Source organism: Acetobacter cibinongensis (genome assembly GCF_000963925.1).
Classification (GTDB): Bacteria; Pseudomonadota; Alphaproteobacteria; order Acetobacterales; family Acetobacteraceae; genus Acetobacter; species Acetobacter cibinongensis.
On record NZ_BAMV01000007.1, the window covers coordinates 229,190 to 246,808 of the forward strand.

Genomic DNA, 17,619 nt, shown 5'->3' on the forward strand with positions numbered 1-17,619 from the left:
GTCCTGAAACATCATGAGCCTGGATAAGAGAATGTTTTGTAAAAACAGTTTTGCCTTATTATGTCTTCTTGGCGGGGTTGCTCTTCCGGCTGTAGCACATGCACAGGCTGCGGCGTCCTCCAACCACGGCTTTACCCCAGTCGGGTCCCCCAACCCCAACCACCCGACACCCTCCCCCACCGTGCAGCTTAAGGAGGAGGCGCAACTGGACCCGGACCTGTCTGCAATGCAGCCGGGCAATCTGTTTACACCCAAAAAAGGGAAAGCCCTGACCTACTGGGACGGTCTTGTCGGCCACCTGACTGTTGAGACCGGCATAGCGGGAAACCCATGGACAAAAACTGGCCGTAACTTCGGACAATTTTACCTGGACCGCGCAAACACCGTCACACTTAACCAGATCATGGGGTCCATCTCCCACCCCATTTCACCCGTAGGGCATGGTTATGGCATCGGGTTTGTGTTTGAGGCCATGTATGGCTCGGATGCACGTTTTGACCCTACTATTGGTATGGGCTCAGGCAACCTGACAGGCCAGTACCAGTGGGCCCCCACACAGGCGCATATTGACGTGCACCTGCCATGGGTTTTCAAGCACGGAATTGATGTGCAGGCAGGCCAGATGTACGGGCTCATGGGCGCAGAAGGCACGCCCGCGCTGGCACGCCCCTTTTATTCCTTCAATTATGGCTCTGACTACATTGTGCCGTTTGAGACGGTAGGGGTTGTAGCAACCATGCATCTCAGCCATCATATGGACTGGCTTGTTGGTATTGATGCCGGAAATTCCACAACATTTGGCCGCAACGGCAATAATAGCCGCCCTAAAGGCTATTTTGGCTTTACATGGCATAACCTGATGAATGGCAAACTTAATATCAACGCCATTGGTCACTTCGGGCCGCAAAGCAATAATGGCCCCACCCGTGTGTCCTCAGAAGGGTGGAATAGCGCTGGCATTGGCCCAAAGGCCAATGGGCTGATGCAATATAATGCGGACCTGCTTGTTACATACCATATCACCAAAGATCTGTCCGTGCAGGCAGAAGGGCTATTCTTACATGATGATGCATCACGCGATGATGCGTATGGTGTTACGGGCTATCTCTCATGGGATGTCAGCAAGGCATTTACGCTCAACGCACGTGCTGAAATTTTCCGGGATAATACGGGGGCTATCATCAGCCAGTACACAGGCACAATGTCTTATGTAAACTCTTTGCGTAACAGACCATTTTCCTACTTCAATGCGCCACCCACCACATATGGCGAACTCACCGTGGGCGGCGCATATCGGCCAGACCTGATAAACCGGCATCTTGGCAAAGGCACGTTTACACTCCGGCCGGAAATCCGGATTGATAAGTCCCTGAATGGCACAAGACCCTTCAACCGGGCCGGAACTGTGGATAACCCTGTTGTCACCCACGGCACCGAAAATATGCTGACCTTCAACTGTGATGCCGTGCTGGGCTTTTAAGCCCCAGCCTGCTGTGTCTTTTTTTCAAAATATTTGGCAAGAAAAACCAGCGCACACCCCAAGCCTGCCATAGCAGCGGAAAGATAAGGCAGGCCGCCATAGCTTTCCGGCCCGGCAACCAGCAGACTACCGGCCCATGCCCCAACAGCATTCCCGAAGTTGAATGAACTCTGGTTCATGGCAGACGCGATATTAGGCGCAGACCCGGAACAGGTGACAACATAAGACTGTAGCGGCGCCATGGGCGCGTAGATAAAAACACCCCACAGAAAAAGAAGGATCAGACAGGTCCAGACATGCAGGCTGCCGGGTACGAGTAACAGTTGCACAACCGCAACCGCCAGCATAAGGCCAGCACAGGATGGCAACATCTTCCAGTCTGCCAACCGGCCGCCCAGCAGATTACCAAGGCACAACCCACCGCCGATAAGGAGCAATACAAGGTCAACCGCATGTTCAGAGAAGCCGGTTCTGACCTGAAGAAACGGCGTGATATAGGTAAAAAGCGAAAACATGCTGGCAGATGTACACATGGACACCAACATCATGGTGACCACCAAAGGCCGGGTCATGGCATGCAACTGTGCATAGAGTTTAACCGGCGGCCCAGACACTTTATCCTGCGGCACCCAAACCCGAATACTCAGCCACGCAACAACGCCGATGGCGGCAATCAGGCCGAACGCGACCCGCCATGAGCTGACCTGTGCAACAACCGTGCCAAGTGGCACCCCCAGAATCATGGCGAGTGTAAGGCCTATATAGACCAGGGAAAGCGCTTTGGCCCGCTGGTGCGGAGGCACAACCTGACAGGCCATAACCGAGGCAGCACCATAAAAGGTGCCATGCGAGAGCGAGGTAACAACACGCGCCACCATGAGCGACCAGTAACCCGGTGCAATAGCGCTAAGTGCGTTACCCACTGTGAAAATGGCCATTGTGAGCAGCAATGTGTAACGGCGCGAATAGGCATTGGTGAGAACGGCTACGACAGGAGACGCAATGGTAACACCCAATGCGTAGCCGGAAACCAGAAGGCCTGCCTGCGCAATGGAGACACCCAGCCCTGCTGAGAGTTGTGGCAACAGACCCATAACGATGGTTTCTGTTGTCCCTAGACCAAAAGCCCCTATTGCTAGGGCGATCAGGGCAATAGGCACGGAGGCATCCTTTCACTCACTAAAACGCACGTGCGTGTGCATCCCTGCTGCACTGTGTGGCGCAGAACCATGGTACAGGAAAGCCGAAAAACACCCAGCCCAGAACCCTGTAGCGCCCCATGCAGGGCTTTCTTTTTAACCCAACAGGTGATTTTATAACGATTACGAAAATAAACTAGCTCCACCAAAGCCTGTTTAGAGTATCACTTCTGTCTCAAGGTGTCTTGATGCGTCATACAACCGCACTGTGGGGGGCCGCAGCGGCTTTCTCATTCCTCTTAGCCAGTTCCACCACCCTGGCAGCCCCTCATGCCCCCACCCCATTGGGAACGCTGATAGAGTCCGACACCGCATGGCAGAAAGCCCAGCAGAAACAACAGACTGACTCGCTCCCGCATGTTGACCCGACCAGTTTTGCAAAAATTAGTGCGCACTATCAGGGTATTCTGTCTGCTTTGACGCATATTGACCGCAAAAACCTGACAGTAGGCGAGAGGGAGAATTATGATGTGTTGCAGTATCAGGCAACTGTCATGGCAAACCAGATTGCCTATAAAAGCTACGAAATGCCTGTCAATTCTGACACTACATTCTGGAGTGAGCTTTCCAGCAATGAAGGCGCGCAGTTTACGACAGAGACAGATTACCAGAACGCACTCAAGCGCCTAGGCGATATCCCTCGCTATTTTCAGGAACAAACTGCCAATATGCGTGCAGGCCTGCAACGCGGGTTCACGGCACCTCATGTCACACTTGTTGGAAGAGAAGGCGGCATACGCCAGGTTGCAGAGGCCAAGACACCAGAGGCGACACCTTTTTTCGCCCCGTTTCGGCACTATCCGGCCACCATACCGCGCGACGTGCAGGAAAAACTAACTCAGGCCGCACGCGATATTATTTCCCAAAAAGTTATTCCGACTTATCGTGATTTTCTGACGTTCTTTACAACAGACTACGTGCCGCATGCACGCCAGCCTCTGGCAGCGGAAAGCCTGCCTGACGGTAAACGCTACTACCAGAGCCAGATTTACGAATTTACCACAACCTCCATGACCGCTGAGGCTATTCATGCTTTCGGCCTTGCTGAGATGCAAAAGGTCCATCAGGAAATGATGGAAACCATGGCACAGACAGGGTTTAAGGGCAGCTTTTCAGATTTTCTGAAGTATCTGAGAACAGATGATCAGTTTTACGCCAAAACACCTATGGAATTGTTAAAAGATGCGGCCTGGATTGCAAAAGAGTTCGATGGCAAGGCATCCCGCTATTTTGGCCTTCTGCCACGCAACAGATTTGGCATTGAGCCTGTGCCTGAAGATGAAGCACCTTTTTACACATCAGCACGCGGCGGGGAAGATACGTATTACGTCAACACATATAACCTGAAAGCCCGCGCGCTTTACTCTCTGCCAGCGCTAACACTGCATGAATCAGCCCCCGGACATTCCATGCAACTCTCGCTGGTTGCTGAAAACACGGCTCTGCCTGAATTCCGCAAAAACTATATTTCCGCTTATGGTGAAGGGTGGGCGCTGTATTGCGAGAGGCTTGGCGATGAGATGGGATTTTACCATACAGCATATGAAAAATTTGGTATGCTCTCCTATCAGGCATGGCGCATAGCCCGCCTGGTTGTGGATACCGGTATTCATGCCAAAGGCTGGACGCGGGAACAGGCTCAGGCTTATTTACATGACAACACAGCCTTGGCTGACCATGAGATTGAAACAGAAATAGACCGCTATATTTCCTGGCCAGGACAGGCTCTTTCCTATTACTTGGGAGAAGCCAAAATATGGGACTTACGCCACAGAGCAGAACACACTCTTGGCAAGAAGTTTGATATCCGGCGATTCCATGATGCCATTCTGGAAACAGGATCAGTTCCACTTTCCACTCTTGATGCTCATATCTCAGACTTTATTACCAAAGAGAGCGCAACACCCAAATAGAAAGCTCAGATTTCCGGCCTCTATAAAACTTGAGAGCGGAGTACAACAGAGGTTTTTATAAAGAAGATGGGGAAGGACGACTGCCTTCCCCACCGCAGAGCTCTAGGCACTTCTATAGCAAGAGACAGTGCATGGTCCCGCCAGACAGATATGCCGGTTACGTGCGTTTACCGAACATACGTAATGAAGCGCTGTAAACTAAGCCTACACTTACCGTAGGCATCCTTACCCAATAGCACCTGCCATGACAGCGACAGAGTTTATGGTCTATTGCGCCTTGCTCAGCGAACTTGTTTTTCAGGTAAAAATTCCAAGAAACATGAGCTTATTGGCAAGCCATAGCTCTCAACGGAGCCGGAAAGTAGAAGACTTTTCAACACGCTTTACAAACCGTTGTAATTCATCGTGATGAAGAAGAAAAATTTTGTTGGTCTTTGCCAACTGCTGAGCGGGGATGGTGTAAGGTGCGTTAGACACAACCGCTCCATACCGTGCCCCGTAATGCTGACGCGCAGCGGCAACCTGCTGCACGGCATCGTTCCCCACGGCTTTTGTATAGAGCTTGCATTGCAGAATAATGCGTGTGTTACCACGGCTGGCCACAACATCCGCCCCCTGATCCCCACATTCCGAGGTGGCTATAGCTTCCCACCCCAACTGGCGCAGAAGGCGGGCGCAATAGCGTTCGTAATCAAAAGGGTTCATATCCGGGCTGTAAACATCCGGATTACTAACTTTTTGCTCAGGCTCAGCAGGTGTATCAAAAGCGACCTTATCAAGATAGGCCAGCAGTTCGGGTGTGGCGCGGTCAATGTAATTCTGGTACCCGTGCTCGTTCAGGCAGTTCAGCATTTCACGCTGCATAAAAGCTGCTTTCTCACGCTCCCATTTATCGTAAATTGTCGTGCCATAAGCGTTTTGGTACACAAGCTGTTTGCGGCGTATTTGCAAGCGGTCAGCCAGAGAATTAATCAGGCGTTTGCCGGTCTGCACAGCACCCTTAAAAGCACGCCTGCGCCTATAAGCAAGCCAAAGCCGGAAAAACACGTACAGTGCAACCAGCCCTTCAAGCCATGAAAGCACTTTATTCTGTTCTGAAAGGTGAAACGGGATCGGCGGCAGGCTTGCACTCAACGTGCGAACAACATCCATAGTCTGGTTCAAAATGCCTGACAGGATATTGAACACCACGGAATGCTGGCTGGAAGGGGGCATCTGCACAGCATCGGGTTCAATGGCTTTATAGGCAGCCTTATGAACTGCCACGCATGCTTCACCTGCCTGGCAAAATCCGTAACCAGCAGACAGACTCTGAGTGTCCTGTAAAACCGTAAAAGGTGCTGTGTAAGAGGTTGTCTCTGCCTGTGCTACACCTGCCATAAGCAACAAAGCACACACACCATAAGCGACCTTCACGTAAGCTGGCTCCTTCTTCACACTCATTCAAACCGTCTATGTTCTCTTTTTATTCTGGCTTATATCCCACCAAAACAAAACCCCCACAACAGACATAACGCGCTGAGTTCAAAAGAATTTTGCTGTCCGAATACCGTAATGTTCCTGAGCCGTTAAAAATCAGGCGCAGTGCGCATTATCACCAGCACCTTTGAAGTGGGTTTATTTTAACAAATGCAGCTTTGATTCTGTTTACACTGAAAGCTTTAAAACACGTTAGTGTAACTTACAGAATTGCTGCATTGCTCCATCCCCCGCGATATTCCTGGTTTTTATGCGGAAGGCGAAAATAGAGCGTGAACGCACGCCCTGTTGCCTCTTACAAAAATGCCTGGGCCATAGGGCCCAGGCATTTTTGTTTTATGAAGAGGGGCCTTTGACACCCTCTGAGATATTAGGCAGACGCAGCTTTGCCCACCAGAACATCCATGAGACGCCGTGAGAAGGCGTTAGCGTCTTTAGGCGCTTCACCATTCTGAATGCTGGCAACATCAAGCAGAATATGCGCCAGTTCATCAACAGGCTCTCCAGCTTTCACCTTTTCAGCCAAGTGATGCACAAGCGGATGCGCCGGGTTGAGTTCAAGCACTGGCGTCACATTCGGCATAGCCTGACCACTGCGCTGCATCAATTTTTGCAATTGCAGGTCTGGCCCACCTTCTGGCGCAGTAAGCACCATAGCGCTGCTCACAAGGCGATCTGTTGCCTTTACGTCTGACACAGCCTCACCCAATGCCGCTTTAAGCGCAGGCAGGAGGGTATCCATATCGGCTTTTTCAGCATCGGTTTCAGCCGGGGCACCAAATTTCTCCAGATCGGACTGGCCCTGAGCCACGTTGCGCAGGGTTTTGCCTTCATAGGAGGAGAGGCGATCCGGCCAGAAGGAGTCTACGGCGTCAGACAAAAGCAGCACTTCAATACCGCGTGCCTTGAAGCCTTCAATCTGTGGAGAGGCTGCCAGTGTTTCCGCGTTATCCCCGGTCAGGTAGTAAATGGCATCCTGCTCAGGCTTCATACGGCTGACGTAGTCGTCAAAGGATGTCAGGCCGTCCACTGCGGTGGAGCGGAACCGGCTCAGGCCAGCAACTTCTGTGCGGTGTGCTGCATCGTCCCACATGCCTTCTTTCAGCACAGGGCCAAAGTTTTCCCAGAACGTTGCGTAGCTTTCTGCGTTTTTCGCACGGGTTTTCAGTTCACCCATGACCTTGCTAGTAACCGCCTTGCGGATACGGGCCAACACAGGTGTAGCCTGCAACATCTCACGCGAGACATTGAGTGGCAGGTCTTCCGTGTCCACCACGCCCTGAACAAAGCGTAGCCATGACGGCAGGATGTCGGCCTCGTCTGTAATGAACATGCGACGGACATGCAGCCGGATACGGCTTTCACGCGTCTGTTCAGCAAATTCAAAAGGACGGCTGCCGGGAACAAACAGCAGCGCCGAAAATTCCATGGTTCCTTCTGCGCGCCAGTGTAGCGTGTCCCACGGCGTATCAAAGTTATGCGTCAGGTGCCGGTAGAACTCGTTAAGCTGTTCTTCGGTGACATCATTTTTGGATTTACGCCACAGGGCTGTGCCTTCGTTGGCAGCTTCTTCATTCCCGTCCCGCAGGATGGTGACAGGCCACGCAATGTGGTCAGACCATTTGCGGATAATGGCCTGCAAACGCCAGCTATCAAGGAACTCGTCAGCATCTTCCTTAATGTGCAGGATGATGTCTGTGCCCGCTTTCTCACGGGTGGCAGGCTCCAGCGTGTAAGAGCCTTTACCGTCAGATGTCCAGCGCCATGCTTCATCCGACCCGGCACGGCGGGAGATAACGTCTACCTTATCCGCCACCATAAAGGCCGCGTAGAAACCCACACCGAACTGGCCAATCAGGTTAGGCCGCTCTTCTGGTTTGGCGTCCTGAAGCTGTTTGCCAAAAGCACGGGTGCCGGAACGAGCAATGGTGCCCAGATTGGCCACCAGCTCATCACGCGTCATGCCGGACCCATCGTCACTGATGGTAAGCAGGCGGGCATCTTTCTCCGGGTTAATACGAATTTTTGCATCATCGGGAAGGGCGCGGGCACCGTCCGTCAGGGCTTCAAACCGGCGGCGGTCCGTGGCATCCGCTGCGTTGGCGACCAGCTCGCGCAGGAAGATCTCACGTTCGGAATAAAGGGAATGCACAACAAGGTCGAGCAACCGGCCGACTTCTGCGCTAAATTCCCGTGTTTCCGTTCCTGTGGCGCTTTTGGCTGCGTCTGTCATCTTGGTAAAGTCTCCGTCTTTCACTGCATCACAAGCACAACAGTTTCTGCCCTCAGGCCAGAAACCATCGCCTTTTGCACGTTTAACAGATGTGGCAGCAGGAGATATTTTTCAATATCCCCCGGCACTCTCTTTTAGTGGGCTTTCAAACTTTCCGCGGAACATTCGCCGGTGCGGAAGTAAGACCATTCCTCACAGGAACGACCATCTGGCAGGTGACAGATGCCATATTGGCCAGCTTTACCAGTCCGAATTTCCAAACGCCCTCCGGCATCCACACAATGAACCGAGGCGGGGTTAGCCATACCAATAACGCGTTTTGGTTGACCTAAAGGCTGCGTAGCCACCTGAGAGGATTTAGCCGCCAGAGGTGCTTTCTCACCGCTCCCTTCGGCCTGACCGGGAGACGCTACGGCAAGCAGACCTGTCATTACAGCGGCAGCACACCCGAACTGCCACTTACGGCTTACTGATAAACAGAACATGTCATGGTCCTTTTCAATAACAAAAGTTCAGGCACCTTGCCTGTTTTGGTATACACACACATCAGGACAGGCGCTCTCTTCCCGCCCAGCTTACACCGCATACACCCGACCCTACCAGAGTGACACAGATGGCAAGGCCGCCCCTGAGGCCCGTGAGAGCCATCAGAGACCCGCACGCAGCTTGGAGAACCCTTATGGCAGGACCAAAGCGACCCGTAGAAGCACGCACCCCATGGCTGCATCGCTGGTTCGGCAAACCTGCACATGCCTCCCGCAAGCCGCTTGCCGTTTTCACAATGGTTTATAACGAACACACCATGCTGCCTGTATGGGCGCGTTACTATGTGGGGCAGGCAGGAGCCGGAAATGTGTATGTTCTGGACCATGGCAGTGACTTTCTGCCAGACCTGCCGGGCTGTACTGTAATCCGCCTCCCCCGCCATGAACTGGATGAAATTGAGCGCGCCAGGCAGGTACAGCGCTTTCAGCAGAAACTATTGGAAACTTACCGCTTCGTGCTGTTTACAGACTGTGACGAGATGCTGATCGCCAGACCATCCCGCTATGGTTCTCTGGTCGACTATGTTCAGAAAGGCAGCCACGCGACCATACGGTGTGTCGGGGTGGATGTTCTCCAGCATGCTCCGGACCTTCCCCCTGTTGACTGGTCCAAACCCATACTCATGCAGCGCCCTTATGGTGCCATTCGGCCATGGTCCTGCAAAACACTTCTTTCTGCCGTCCCTCTGACATGGGAGCCGGGGTTTCACACTGCACAGCAAACTGCGTATCTGGACGAAGATGTGTGGATGCTGCATTTGAAATATGCGGATGAAACACGCCTTTTCACGCGCCTTGCCATGACCCGTACATTAGCCTGGAGTCAGCAGGCCCGCAGTTTGGGTCACGGCAGTTCACACCGTGTGGCTGACCAGACAATGCGGGACTTCATGACCTCTTTTCAGACCGCACGCACTGAAGAGGATCTGGACAGCCTGCCATTAAGAGAAGTCGTGCGGTCTGGTCAGGAGAGCAGGCTATTGCGTATTCCTCACACGTTTTTGCAGGCGCTATGAGAAAAAGGGCTACACGAAACTGCAGCCCTTTCCATAACAGATGTTATTCAGCGTTCTGGAACTGACCGCCCCGTTTCAGCAAAACCACAGCCAGCAGATACACCAGCAACCCGGCCACGGACAGCAATGCGCCGCCCATACCCAATGAACCATAGCCATACTGGTGCGCCAGCAGCAGGCTACCCAGTGACGCACCCAGAGCATTGGCAATATTAAAGGCTGAGTGATTGAGGGAGGCTGCCAGAGTCTGGGCATCTCCTGCAAAATCCATCAGTCGTGTTTGCAAGGCTGGCCCTAACGCATTCACAAAGGCTGGCACCAGAAAAACATCCAGCGCCAGACCGGGCACACTATGCAGCACAGCAGGGAACGCCACCATGGCGACGGCACTGCCCGCCAGAGCCAGCAGGGCTGCAAGGTCAATATTGCGGTCAACCAGCCACGCGCCAAGGTTGGCCCCGACCAACATACCTGCCCCCCATATGACCATGAAGATCATGACCTCCCATTCCGGCACCTGGGTCACATGAACCAGCACACTGGTGAGGTAGGTATAAATGGCAAACATACCGCCAAAACCTATGGCGGCTGTCAGAAGTGTCAGCAGCACCTGCGCATTACCCAGTGCTGTGACCTCCCGCAGCGGAGAGTTGGTGCGGTTCGGCTTATCTGCCGGAATATAGCGCAGCACACCCAGAAACGTGATGAACCCGAACACGGCAATAATCAGATACGCAATACGCCAGCCAAAATGATCCGCCGCGAAGGTGGAAAACGGAGCGCCAATCAAGGTGGAAATGGCAATACCAGAGAGCACACGCCCCACCGCCCAGCCACGCCGCTTGCGCTCCACCATGGAGGCCGCCACCAGCGCAGAAATACCAAACAGCGCCCCATGTGGCAGCCCCGTAATAAAGCGGGCAACCTCTACCAGACCGGGCGTGGGCATAGCGATGCTCAGCACGTTCCCAAAACAGAAAAGCAGCAGCAGGACCAGCAGCAACTCCCTCCGGGACAGGCGCGCACCCAGAATGGTAATAAGGGGCGCACCAACAACAACGCCCAGCGCATAAGCCGTAATGGCGTAGCCTGCATCCGCCGTTGACAGACCAAGGGATGTTGCAAACTCAGGCAACATACCCATGATGGCAAATTCCCCTGTACCGACAACAAACGTGCCAAAGGTCAGCAATGTAAGGGCCGCTGTTCTGCCGTGGGGGGCCTCAACCAGCGGAATGGCGCTGCCGGGTGTGGGTATTGGGTCGGTCGTCATACAAACACTCTCAAATAAAAGGCAGCATTCAGGCCGCTAGGGTTCGGGCCGCACTCTGGGCTATGCTGATATCGTCTTCCGTGCTGGCGCCGGATACCCCAATACCACCAACAATGGTACCCTTGGCGTCTTTCAAGACAATACCGCCCCCAAAGCTGGTCAAACCGCCATTTGTGGCTTCCAGCGTGTAAGCCCCTCCATTGGGGTGGGCAACCTGAGCAAACTCCGCGCTGTCCATATGAAACAGGGCTGCAGTGCGCGCCTTCTTGTTGCTTACATCAATCACTCCCAGAGGCGCGCCATCCATACGAGCAAACGCGACAGGCCATGCTGCGGCATCCACCACCGTAACACAGACAGCAACCCCCATACGCTCGGCTTGGGCCAGAGCCGTATTTAGAACAAGTGTGGCGTCAACATGCTTCATTATTGTCTCGCACTTTTTGGTTTTTCGTAAAGAGGCTGACCATGTGCAAGATGTTTAAAATCTGTGAAGTTACAAAAAAGAGAAAACGCGTTTATTCAACGTGGCTGAACTGCTACCCGCTCAACCTTTTGCATCATCATCCATGCCAGCCGGATCAGCCGGGCCTGAGGATATTCTTTTGCTGGGCCCGTCAGACAAATGCTGGCTTTAACTTCCCCATTGTCACGCCACGGAATGGCAACTCCATGAATACCGGGATGATAGGCCTGAAGGTCCAGTGCATACCCTTTGGCACGCACGGCCTCTATCTGTTTCAGATGCTCTGCATCCAGCGCATTGGCACGATGTGAGAGCACACGCCGGCCCAACCCGGGCACAAACGCCAGAAACACAAGCCCTACAGCCGACCCTTCCAGAGGCTCACGCCGAGAGAGGGCAGGTTCAACCCGGTCCGGCTCATGCATATTAATGACATCAAGATACGTTGCCTCATCCCCACTGGGCACACCCAGCCAGACTGTAGCCTGACTGGCACGAGCTATGTCTTCCAAAGCCGGACGCAAATAGGTGCGGATCGTCTGATCGTCCCCCACCATACGGGCCAGATTAAGGATGCGCCCGCCAAGGTGATACCGCATATCCCCCGTACGCCGCTGTACATACCCAAGATGCAGGAGGGTCTGGAGAATATTATGGACCGTGGTTTTCCCCAACCCGGACGCAGCAGCAATGGCCTGCAAACGCGCCCCACCCCCCGCTTGCGCAATAATTTCCAGAATCATGGCAGACCGCTCTACCGACTGGATAAGTTTGGGGGCCGTTTGCATGAAGCTGCCTCTACGTCTCTGACCACACAGCAATAAGCGGGCTCTCAGGCAGGTGTAAATGCTGCGGCACGCAGCCATGTGCCAATACAAAAGCACTATCACCATACAGGGGATGTGAAACAGGATGGCTTGTCAGAAACAAGCCAGCATTCCTGCAAGAGACATGACCTGACGCACACACAGAATGCACGACGCATTCATGTGAAAAACCAGCAAATTTTGAAGGAGATATTTCTAGAGATAAGGATGGTGGGCGCAACAGGGATTGAACCTGTGACCCCTACCATGTCAAGGTAGTGCTCTACCGCTGAGCTATGCGCCCACCATCCTTATCTGCGCCGCGTTTTATCCTTCTTGCGTTCAGAGCGCAAGCCCACAATTATAGCCGAATGAAAAATTTTGCTCATTCACTCATCCGTCGGGGCTTAAGCCGGATCATACCTACGGAGATAGACCGAATAGTGAATGAAAACCAACAGTTATGGGTTACACCGCCTTTCCATGTCTCTGGAACGGCTACCACGCCCGTGGTTCTTGCCTCACCGCATTCGGGCCGCATGTATCCGGATGTGTTTGTAAACACCAGCCGCCAACCTCTTGCCACACTGCGCGGCGGGGAGGACAGCTATATTGAAGAACTGGCAGCCCCTGCCCATGCGTTGGGACCGGCCCTTTTATACGCCCAGTTCCCCCGCGCTTACTGTGATGTTAACCGTGCCGCATGGGACATGGACCCCCGCATGTTTGACGGGCCGGTACCAGCCTTTGTCAAACCAACCCACAGAGCGTTGTCCGGCCTTGGCTCCGTACCGCGCATTGTTGCGGATAACCGGGCCATTTATCGTACCCGCCTCCCCTTTACGGAAGCTGCGCTTCGTATCCGGGACTGCTGGATGCCTTACCACAAAGCTTTGGCACAGCTTTTGCAGGACTGCCGTGCCCAGCACGGCCTAGCGCTGCTGCTGGACCTGCACTCCATGCCAGATGCGCTGGAGGCCGACTGTCCTGATTTTGTGCTCGGTGACCGGCATGGCACATCCTGCTCCGGCAACTTGATACGCTGTGCTGAAACAGCCTTACGGGCACAGGGGTTCAGTACAGCACGCAACGTGCCATATGCGGGCGGTTACATCACCCAGCATTATGGGCGGCCACAGGAAGGACTGCATGCGCTTCAAATTGAAATGCGCCGTAGTTTATATATGGACGAAGAAACACGCACCAAAACAGCGGGCTTTGCACGCTTAAGCCATGCTCTGGCGCAGATGACACAGGCTATTCTGACGGAGATCCAGCTCCTCCGTTCCTGAAACGGGGAGCCGGACCATCAAGGCTGTGTCAGGCAGACAGGCCCAGCATCAAGGCAATATTCTGCAAAGCGGCACCGGATGCTCCTTTGCCGAGGTTATCGAGCCGCGCCGTCAAGACAGCCTGCCTGTGACGGGGGCTACCATGCACACGCAACTCCATACGGTCACTTTTTGCCAGCCCTTCAGCAGACAGACCGGCATCCTTCGGCACAACATGCACCTTGTCCTGCCCTGCATAGCGGGCCGCCAAGACTGTGTTCAGGTCATCAACCGTAACACCGCCGGTCAGGTCATCCAGATGCAGAGGAATGGACACGATCATGCCACGCGGGAAATGCCCGACGGAGGGCACAAAAACGGGCCGCCGCCCCAGACCCGCATGAAGGTGAATTTCTGGCACATGCTTGTGCTCAAGCCCCAGACCATACAGTTCAAATGCGGGGCCACCGTCACGCTCATGCCCTTCAATCATGCTGCGGCCGCCGCCTGTATAGCCGCTAATGGCGTTGATACAGACCGGATACTGCGCATCCATAATACCGGCATCAATCAAGGGCCGCAACAGAGCAATAGCCCCCGTTGGGTAACACCCCGGATTGGAAACACGTGGCGCTGACGCAATGGCTGCGGCCTGTGCTTCGGACAGTTCAGGAAAACCATAGACCCAACCCGGAGCGGTGCGGAATGCCGTGCTGGCATCCAGCAGGCGGGGCGCAACCTCTCCAAGCTCTGCCGCCATATCCACCGCCTCGCGGGAGGCTGCGTCAGGCAGGCACAACACAACCAGATCCGCCGCCGCCATGGCGTCCTGACGTGCAGCAGGGTCTTTGCGATGCGTTGTTGCTATGGAATGCAGACGCACGGGCAGAGTGGCCAGACGCTCGCGAATTTCCAGTCCGGTGGTGCCGGCTTCACCATCAATAAAAATAACGGGGTGCTGTGTCATACCATCTCACCCTGCGTGTGCAGGCTCCCTATGCCGGTTCAAGGCAGGTTATCTCTTTTTCAGGCTGTTCGCCCTTCTGTCCTTTTCGCATATAGGAGGGAACGCCCTTCGGGTGGAAGGGGGAAGGACCAAAAACCACACCTAACCCTCTCTGCCTAACTGATAGTTGCACACGATAAGGCTTGTCCCATGGTTTCTCAGCAGCCCACACCGTACTCCCGCCCCGAGCACGCCGCGCAGGAAATAATACGACTGGCCGCCCTTATGGCGCAATTGCGGAACCCGGAGGGGGGGTGCCCGTGGGACCTTGAACAAACCCCGGAAACCATAGCCCCTTATGCCATTGAGGAAGCCTACGAAGTGCTGGACGCCATTCAGCGGCAGGACTGGCAGGCTTTTCCGGATGAGTTGGGAGACTTGCTGTTACAGGTCGTCTATCAGTCCCAGCTTGCGCGGGAGGCCGGGCAGTTTGACCTTGCGACCGTGGCACGAATGGTCACTGAAAAAATGATACGGCGGCACCCGCATGTTACGTTTGGCCCGGAGGTTTTAGGGAGAGAACCCACGCACGTAAACACAGCCACGCCAGCGCAGGCTCTGCCCGCACAGTGGGAAGCCTTGAAAGAGCAGGAACGCCGCAAACTGGTAGAAGACGGGCAGTCTGGTGGTGCTCTGGCGGGCGTGCCCCCCATGCTGCCCGCCCTGCTCCGTGCCGCCAAAATTGCAGGACGTGCTGCACGCGTGGGGTTTGACTGGCCGGATGTGTCTGGCGTTGTGGCAAAAGTGCATGAAGAAATAGACGAATTTACTGTGGAACTTGAAAAGGGCGACAAGGACCGCATGCAGGATGAATTGGGCGATGTCCTGTTTTCGCTAGCCAGTTTGGCACGCCGCCTTGATCTGGACCCGGAGGCTTGCCTGCGCCAGGCCTGTGATAAATTTACGCGACGATTTGAAGCGGTAGAAAGCAAGCTTGCCCGACAAGGTCTCTCTATGCAGGACCGTCCGGTGGAGGAGTTGGACAAGCTCTGGCAGGACGTAAAACATGAACAGGGATAAATAAAAACCCGCACAACCCCCGCTCAAAAGCATGAGCGGGGGAGTGGTGTGCGCTCAGGCCATAGGGGGTTGACCGTTGGACGCTGACGTTCCGCCGTCCACCGCTACCGTAGCGCCTGTGACATAACTTGCTGCGTCACTTGCCAGAAAAACAATAACCTGCGCTATTTCCTCCGGTTCACCCAGCCGCCCTAACGCTGTTCGTTCCATGAATTTACGGGATTTTTCCGAATCTTGCGCAAGACCTTGCCCCATGGGGGTTTTGGAAAGGCCGGGGTTAACGGAATTGACCCTGATGCCGTATTGTCCCAAATCAAGCGCCAGAGAACGGGTTAGATTCACAACACCACCCTTCGCCGCATTGTAGGCAGGGAAGTTCCAATCCCCACCCATGCCGGAAATTGACCCGACATTCACAATACTGCCTCTTGTTTTTTTCAAATAGGGAATAGCTGCCCGCGCGCAGTAAAATGTCCCGCTCAGGTCAATGGAGATCACCTTTTGCCATACATCATCGGTCGTGTCTTCAGGTTGGCCAGGGTGTGCAATACCAGCGTTATTAACCAGGACATCAATACCACCAAAGCGCTGCACTGCCTGCTGCATGGCACTGTTAACCGCTTGTGAATTTGAAATATCACATTCAAGAAAAAGAACGCGATCGGGTGCAAAACCGGTATTTTCCTGATTTTGTTTTGCACTATCCAAAAGCACCAGATTAGCGCCTTCCTTATAAAAACATTCCGCAGTAGCGGCCCCAAAACCCCGAGCCGCGCCTGTGATAACAACAGTTTTTTGCTGAAAACGTGTCATGAGGATCTCCCTGTTAAAGCATGTCCTCGCCTCAACGCAGGAAGAGAAGAAACTGTTGAGTTTTCAGAGTAAAAGAGATGCCGCAAAAGCCTTAAATTCTAAAAAGTTCAACAATCCTGAATTTTTACAGTTAAAGTTGTTCAACAGGGTCCGTCAAAAAGCCTTTCTGCTACTCTTTTTTCTTACAAAGCTAAAGCCGAGCATAGCGCTCGTTTAAAGCGCTGCATCTTTATACAGTGTAAGGAATTATACGTTTATGGACCTTCAACTTACAAGGAAAACCGCGCTTGTTACTGGCTCAACATCGGGGATTGGTCTTGCCATTGCAAAACGTTTTATTATGGAAGGGGCTTCCGTTATTCTGTGCGGGCGCAACCAACACAAACTTGATCAGGCCGCAAAAGAAATCGGGCACCCAGACCGTGTTCAGACCGTCAAGGCTGATGCTGGCACAGCAGACGGTGTAAAATTACTGACAGAAAAAATTCCGTCTGTTGATATCCTTATCAATAATTTGGGGATTTTTGAACCAAAACCATTTTCCGATATTACGGACCAGGAATGGCAAACGCTTTTTGATATTAATGTTATGAGTGGTGTTCGCTTATCACGCCATTATTTCCCCACCATGCTGGAGCGCAACTGGGGGCGAATTATTTTTGTGTCCAGTGAGTGTGGTGTCGTGACACCTGCGGAAACCGTACACTACGCCATGACCAAAACAGCGCAGTTGGCTATAGCCCGCGGCTTGGCAGAACAGACAAAAGGCACGGGCGTTACTGTTAATTCCATAGTGCCGGGGCCGACAAAATCTGACGGGAGTGACGCTTTTATTAAAACGGCTGTCGCCAATAAAGACGCCACACCACAGGAAAGAGAAGCTGAATTTTTCAGGACCATGCGTCCACTTTCTCTTCTGCAACGCATGATTGACCCGGCAGAAATTGCGGCTCAGGTTGCGCTTCTTTCCAGCCCGTTTGGAGCAATTACCAATGGTGCGGCCATACGGTGTGAAGGCGGCATTATCCCAACCATTTTGTGATATATTTCCGCCACCTGAAAAAGTGCGCCAGATGGATACGTTACTGCTGGACTAACA

Annotated in this window: 15 protein-coding genes and 1 tRNA gene; 6 read left to right on the top strand and 10 right to left on the bottom strand. The window is 53.5% G+C overall.

What is annotated here, in order from left to right; genetic code table 11:
• Window positions 1–31: 31 nt before the first annotated feature.
• On the top strand, window positions 32–1,480 hold the full coding sequence (locus tag Abci_RS04230; RefSeq protein ID WP_048837870.1) for an outer membrane beta-barrel protein: 1,449 nt from the start codon (window positions 32–34) through the stop codon (window positions 1,478–1,480).
• Here the strand turns inward: Abci_RS04230 and Abci_RS04235 are convergent.
• The gene (locus tag Abci_RS04235) at window positions 1,477–2,640 is read right to left on the bottom strand and encodes an MFS transporter (protein WP_244877576.1); all 1,164 of its coding nucleotides are present in this window, start codon (window positions 2,638–2,640) and stop codon (window positions 1,477–1,479) included. The genes Abci_RS04230 and Abci_RS04235 overlap by 4 nt on opposite strands.
• Window positions 2,641–2,867: 227 nt before the next feature.
• Here Abci_RS04235 and Abci_RS04240 point away from each other — a divergent pair, with 227 nt between their 5' ends.
• The gene (locus Abci_RS04240; RefSeq protein WP_084597512.1) at window positions 2,868–4,592 is read left to right on the top strand and encodes a DUF885 domain-containing protein; all 1,725 of its coding nucleotides are present in this window, start codon (window positions 2,868–2,870) and stop codon (window positions 4,590–4,592) included.
• Window positions 4,593–4,937: 345 nt separating this feature from the next.
• Here the strand turns inward: Abci_RS04240 and Abci_RS04245 are convergent, their stop codons facing one another.
• The 3 genes from Abci_RS04245 to Abci_RS04255 all read right to left on the bottom strand — a co-directional run bounded on the left by Abci_RS04245 (window position 4,938) and on the right by Abci_RS04255 (window position 8,789).
• The gene (locus tag Abci_RS04245; protein ID WP_048837871.1) at window positions 4,938–6,035 is read right to left on the bottom strand and encodes a restriction endonuclease; all 1,098 of its coding nucleotides are present in this window, start codon (window positions 6,033–6,035) and stop codon (window positions 4,938–4,940) included.
• 406 nt (window positions 6,036–6,441) lie between these two features.
• The gene (gene htpG / locus Abci_RS04250) at window positions 6,442–8,304 is read right to left on the bottom strand and encodes a molecular chaperone HtpG (RefSeq protein ID WP_048837951.1); all 1,863 of its coding nucleotides are present in this window, start codon (window positions 8,302–8,304) and stop codon (window positions 6,442–6,444) included.
• 134 nt (window positions 8,305–8,438) lie between these two features.
• Window positions 8,439–8,789 carry a putative hemolysin gene (locus tag Abci_RS04255; RefSeq protein ID WP_244877577.1) on the bottom strand — a complete coding sequence of 117 codons (351 nt, stop codon included), beginning with the start codon at window positions 8,787–8,789 and terminating at the stop codon, window positions 8,439–8,441.
• A 194-nt stretch (window positions 8,790–8,983) separates the two neighbouring features.
• Here Abci_RS04255 and Abci_RS04260 point away from each other — a divergent pair, with 194 nt between their 5' ends.
• A complete protein-coding gene (locus Abci_RS04260; protein WP_048837872.1) occupies window positions 8,984–9,865 on the top strand; it encodes a glycosyltransferase family 2 protein in 882 nt (293 codons plus the stop codon).
• 43 nt (window positions 9,866–9,908) lie between these two features.
• Here Abci_RS04260 and Abci_RS04265 read toward each other — a convergent pair whose 3' ends face one another.
• From Abci_RS04265 to Abci_RS04280, 4 genes are all read right to left on the bottom strand, one after another.
• Window positions 9,909–11,138: an MFS transporter gene (locus tag Abci_RS04265; RefSeq protein WP_048837873.1), complete on the bottom strand. Its 1,230-nt coding sequence runs from the start codon at window positions 11,136–11,138 to the stop codon at window positions 9,909–9,911.
• A 28-nt stretch (window positions 11,139–11,166) separates the two neighbouring features.
• A complete protein-coding gene (locus Abci_RS04270) occupies window positions 11,167–11,565 on the bottom strand; it encodes a GlcG/HbpS family heme-binding protein (RefSeq protein WP_048837874.1) in 399 nt (132 codons plus the stop codon).
• Between the two features lie 95 nt (window positions 11,566–11,660).
• Complete coding sequence (locus Abci_RS04275; RefSeq protein WP_048837875.1) at window positions 11,661–12,392, bottom strand: IclR family transcriptional regulator; 732 nt, start codon at window positions 12,390–12,392, stop codon at window positions 11,661–11,663.
• A gap of 247 nt (window positions 12,393–12,639) precedes the next feature.
• A tRNA-Val gene (locus tag Abci_RS04280) sits at window positions 12,640–12,714 on the bottom strand.
• A gap of 139 nt (window positions 12,715–12,853) precedes the next feature.
• Here Abci_RS04280 and Abci_RS04285 point away from each other — a divergent pair.
• Entirely contained in the window at window positions 12,854–13,702 is an 849-nt protein-coding gene (locus Abci_RS04285) for an N-formylglutamate amidohydrolase (protein ID WP_244877578.1), read from the top strand.
• 28 nt (window positions 13,703–13,730) lie between these two features.
• Here the strand turns inward: Abci_RS04285 and argC are convergent, their stop codons facing one another.
• Window positions 13,731–14,648, bottom strand: coding sequence for an N-acetyl-gamma-glutamyl-phosphate reductase (argC, locus tag Abci_RS04290; RefSeq protein WP_048837877.1), 918 nt, complete (start codon window positions 14,646–14,648; stop codon window positions 13,731–13,733).
• Window positions 14,649–14,837: 189 nt separating this feature from the next.
• Between argC and mazG the strand changes: the two genes are divergently transcribed.
• Window positions 14,838–15,707 (top strand): nucleoside triphosphate pyrophosphohydrolase, encoded by an 870-nt coding sequence (gene mazG / locus Abci_RS04295; RefSeq protein ID WP_084597514.1) that lies wholly within the window; start codon window positions 14,838–14,840, stop codon window positions 15,705–15,707.
• A 54-nt stretch (window positions 15,708–15,761) separates the two neighbouring features.
• Here the strand turns inward: mazG and Abci_RS04300 are convergent, their stop codons facing one another.
• Window positions 15,762–16,520, bottom strand: coding sequence for a meso-2,3-butanediol dehydrogenase (locus Abci_RS04300; RefSeq protein ID WP_048837879.1), 759 nt, complete (start codon window positions 16,518–16,520; stop codon window positions 15,762–15,764).
• Between the two features lie 256 nt (window positions 16,521–16,776).
• Here Abci_RS04300 and Abci_RS04305 point away from each other — a divergent pair, with 256 nt between their 5' ends.
• Complete coding sequence (locus Abci_RS04305; protein ID WP_048837881.1) at window positions 16,777–17,562, top strand: SDR family NAD(P)-dependent oxidoreductase; 786 nt, start codon at window positions 16,777–16,779, stop codon at window positions 17,560–17,562.
• Window positions 17,563–17,619: the final 57 nt, after the last annotated feature.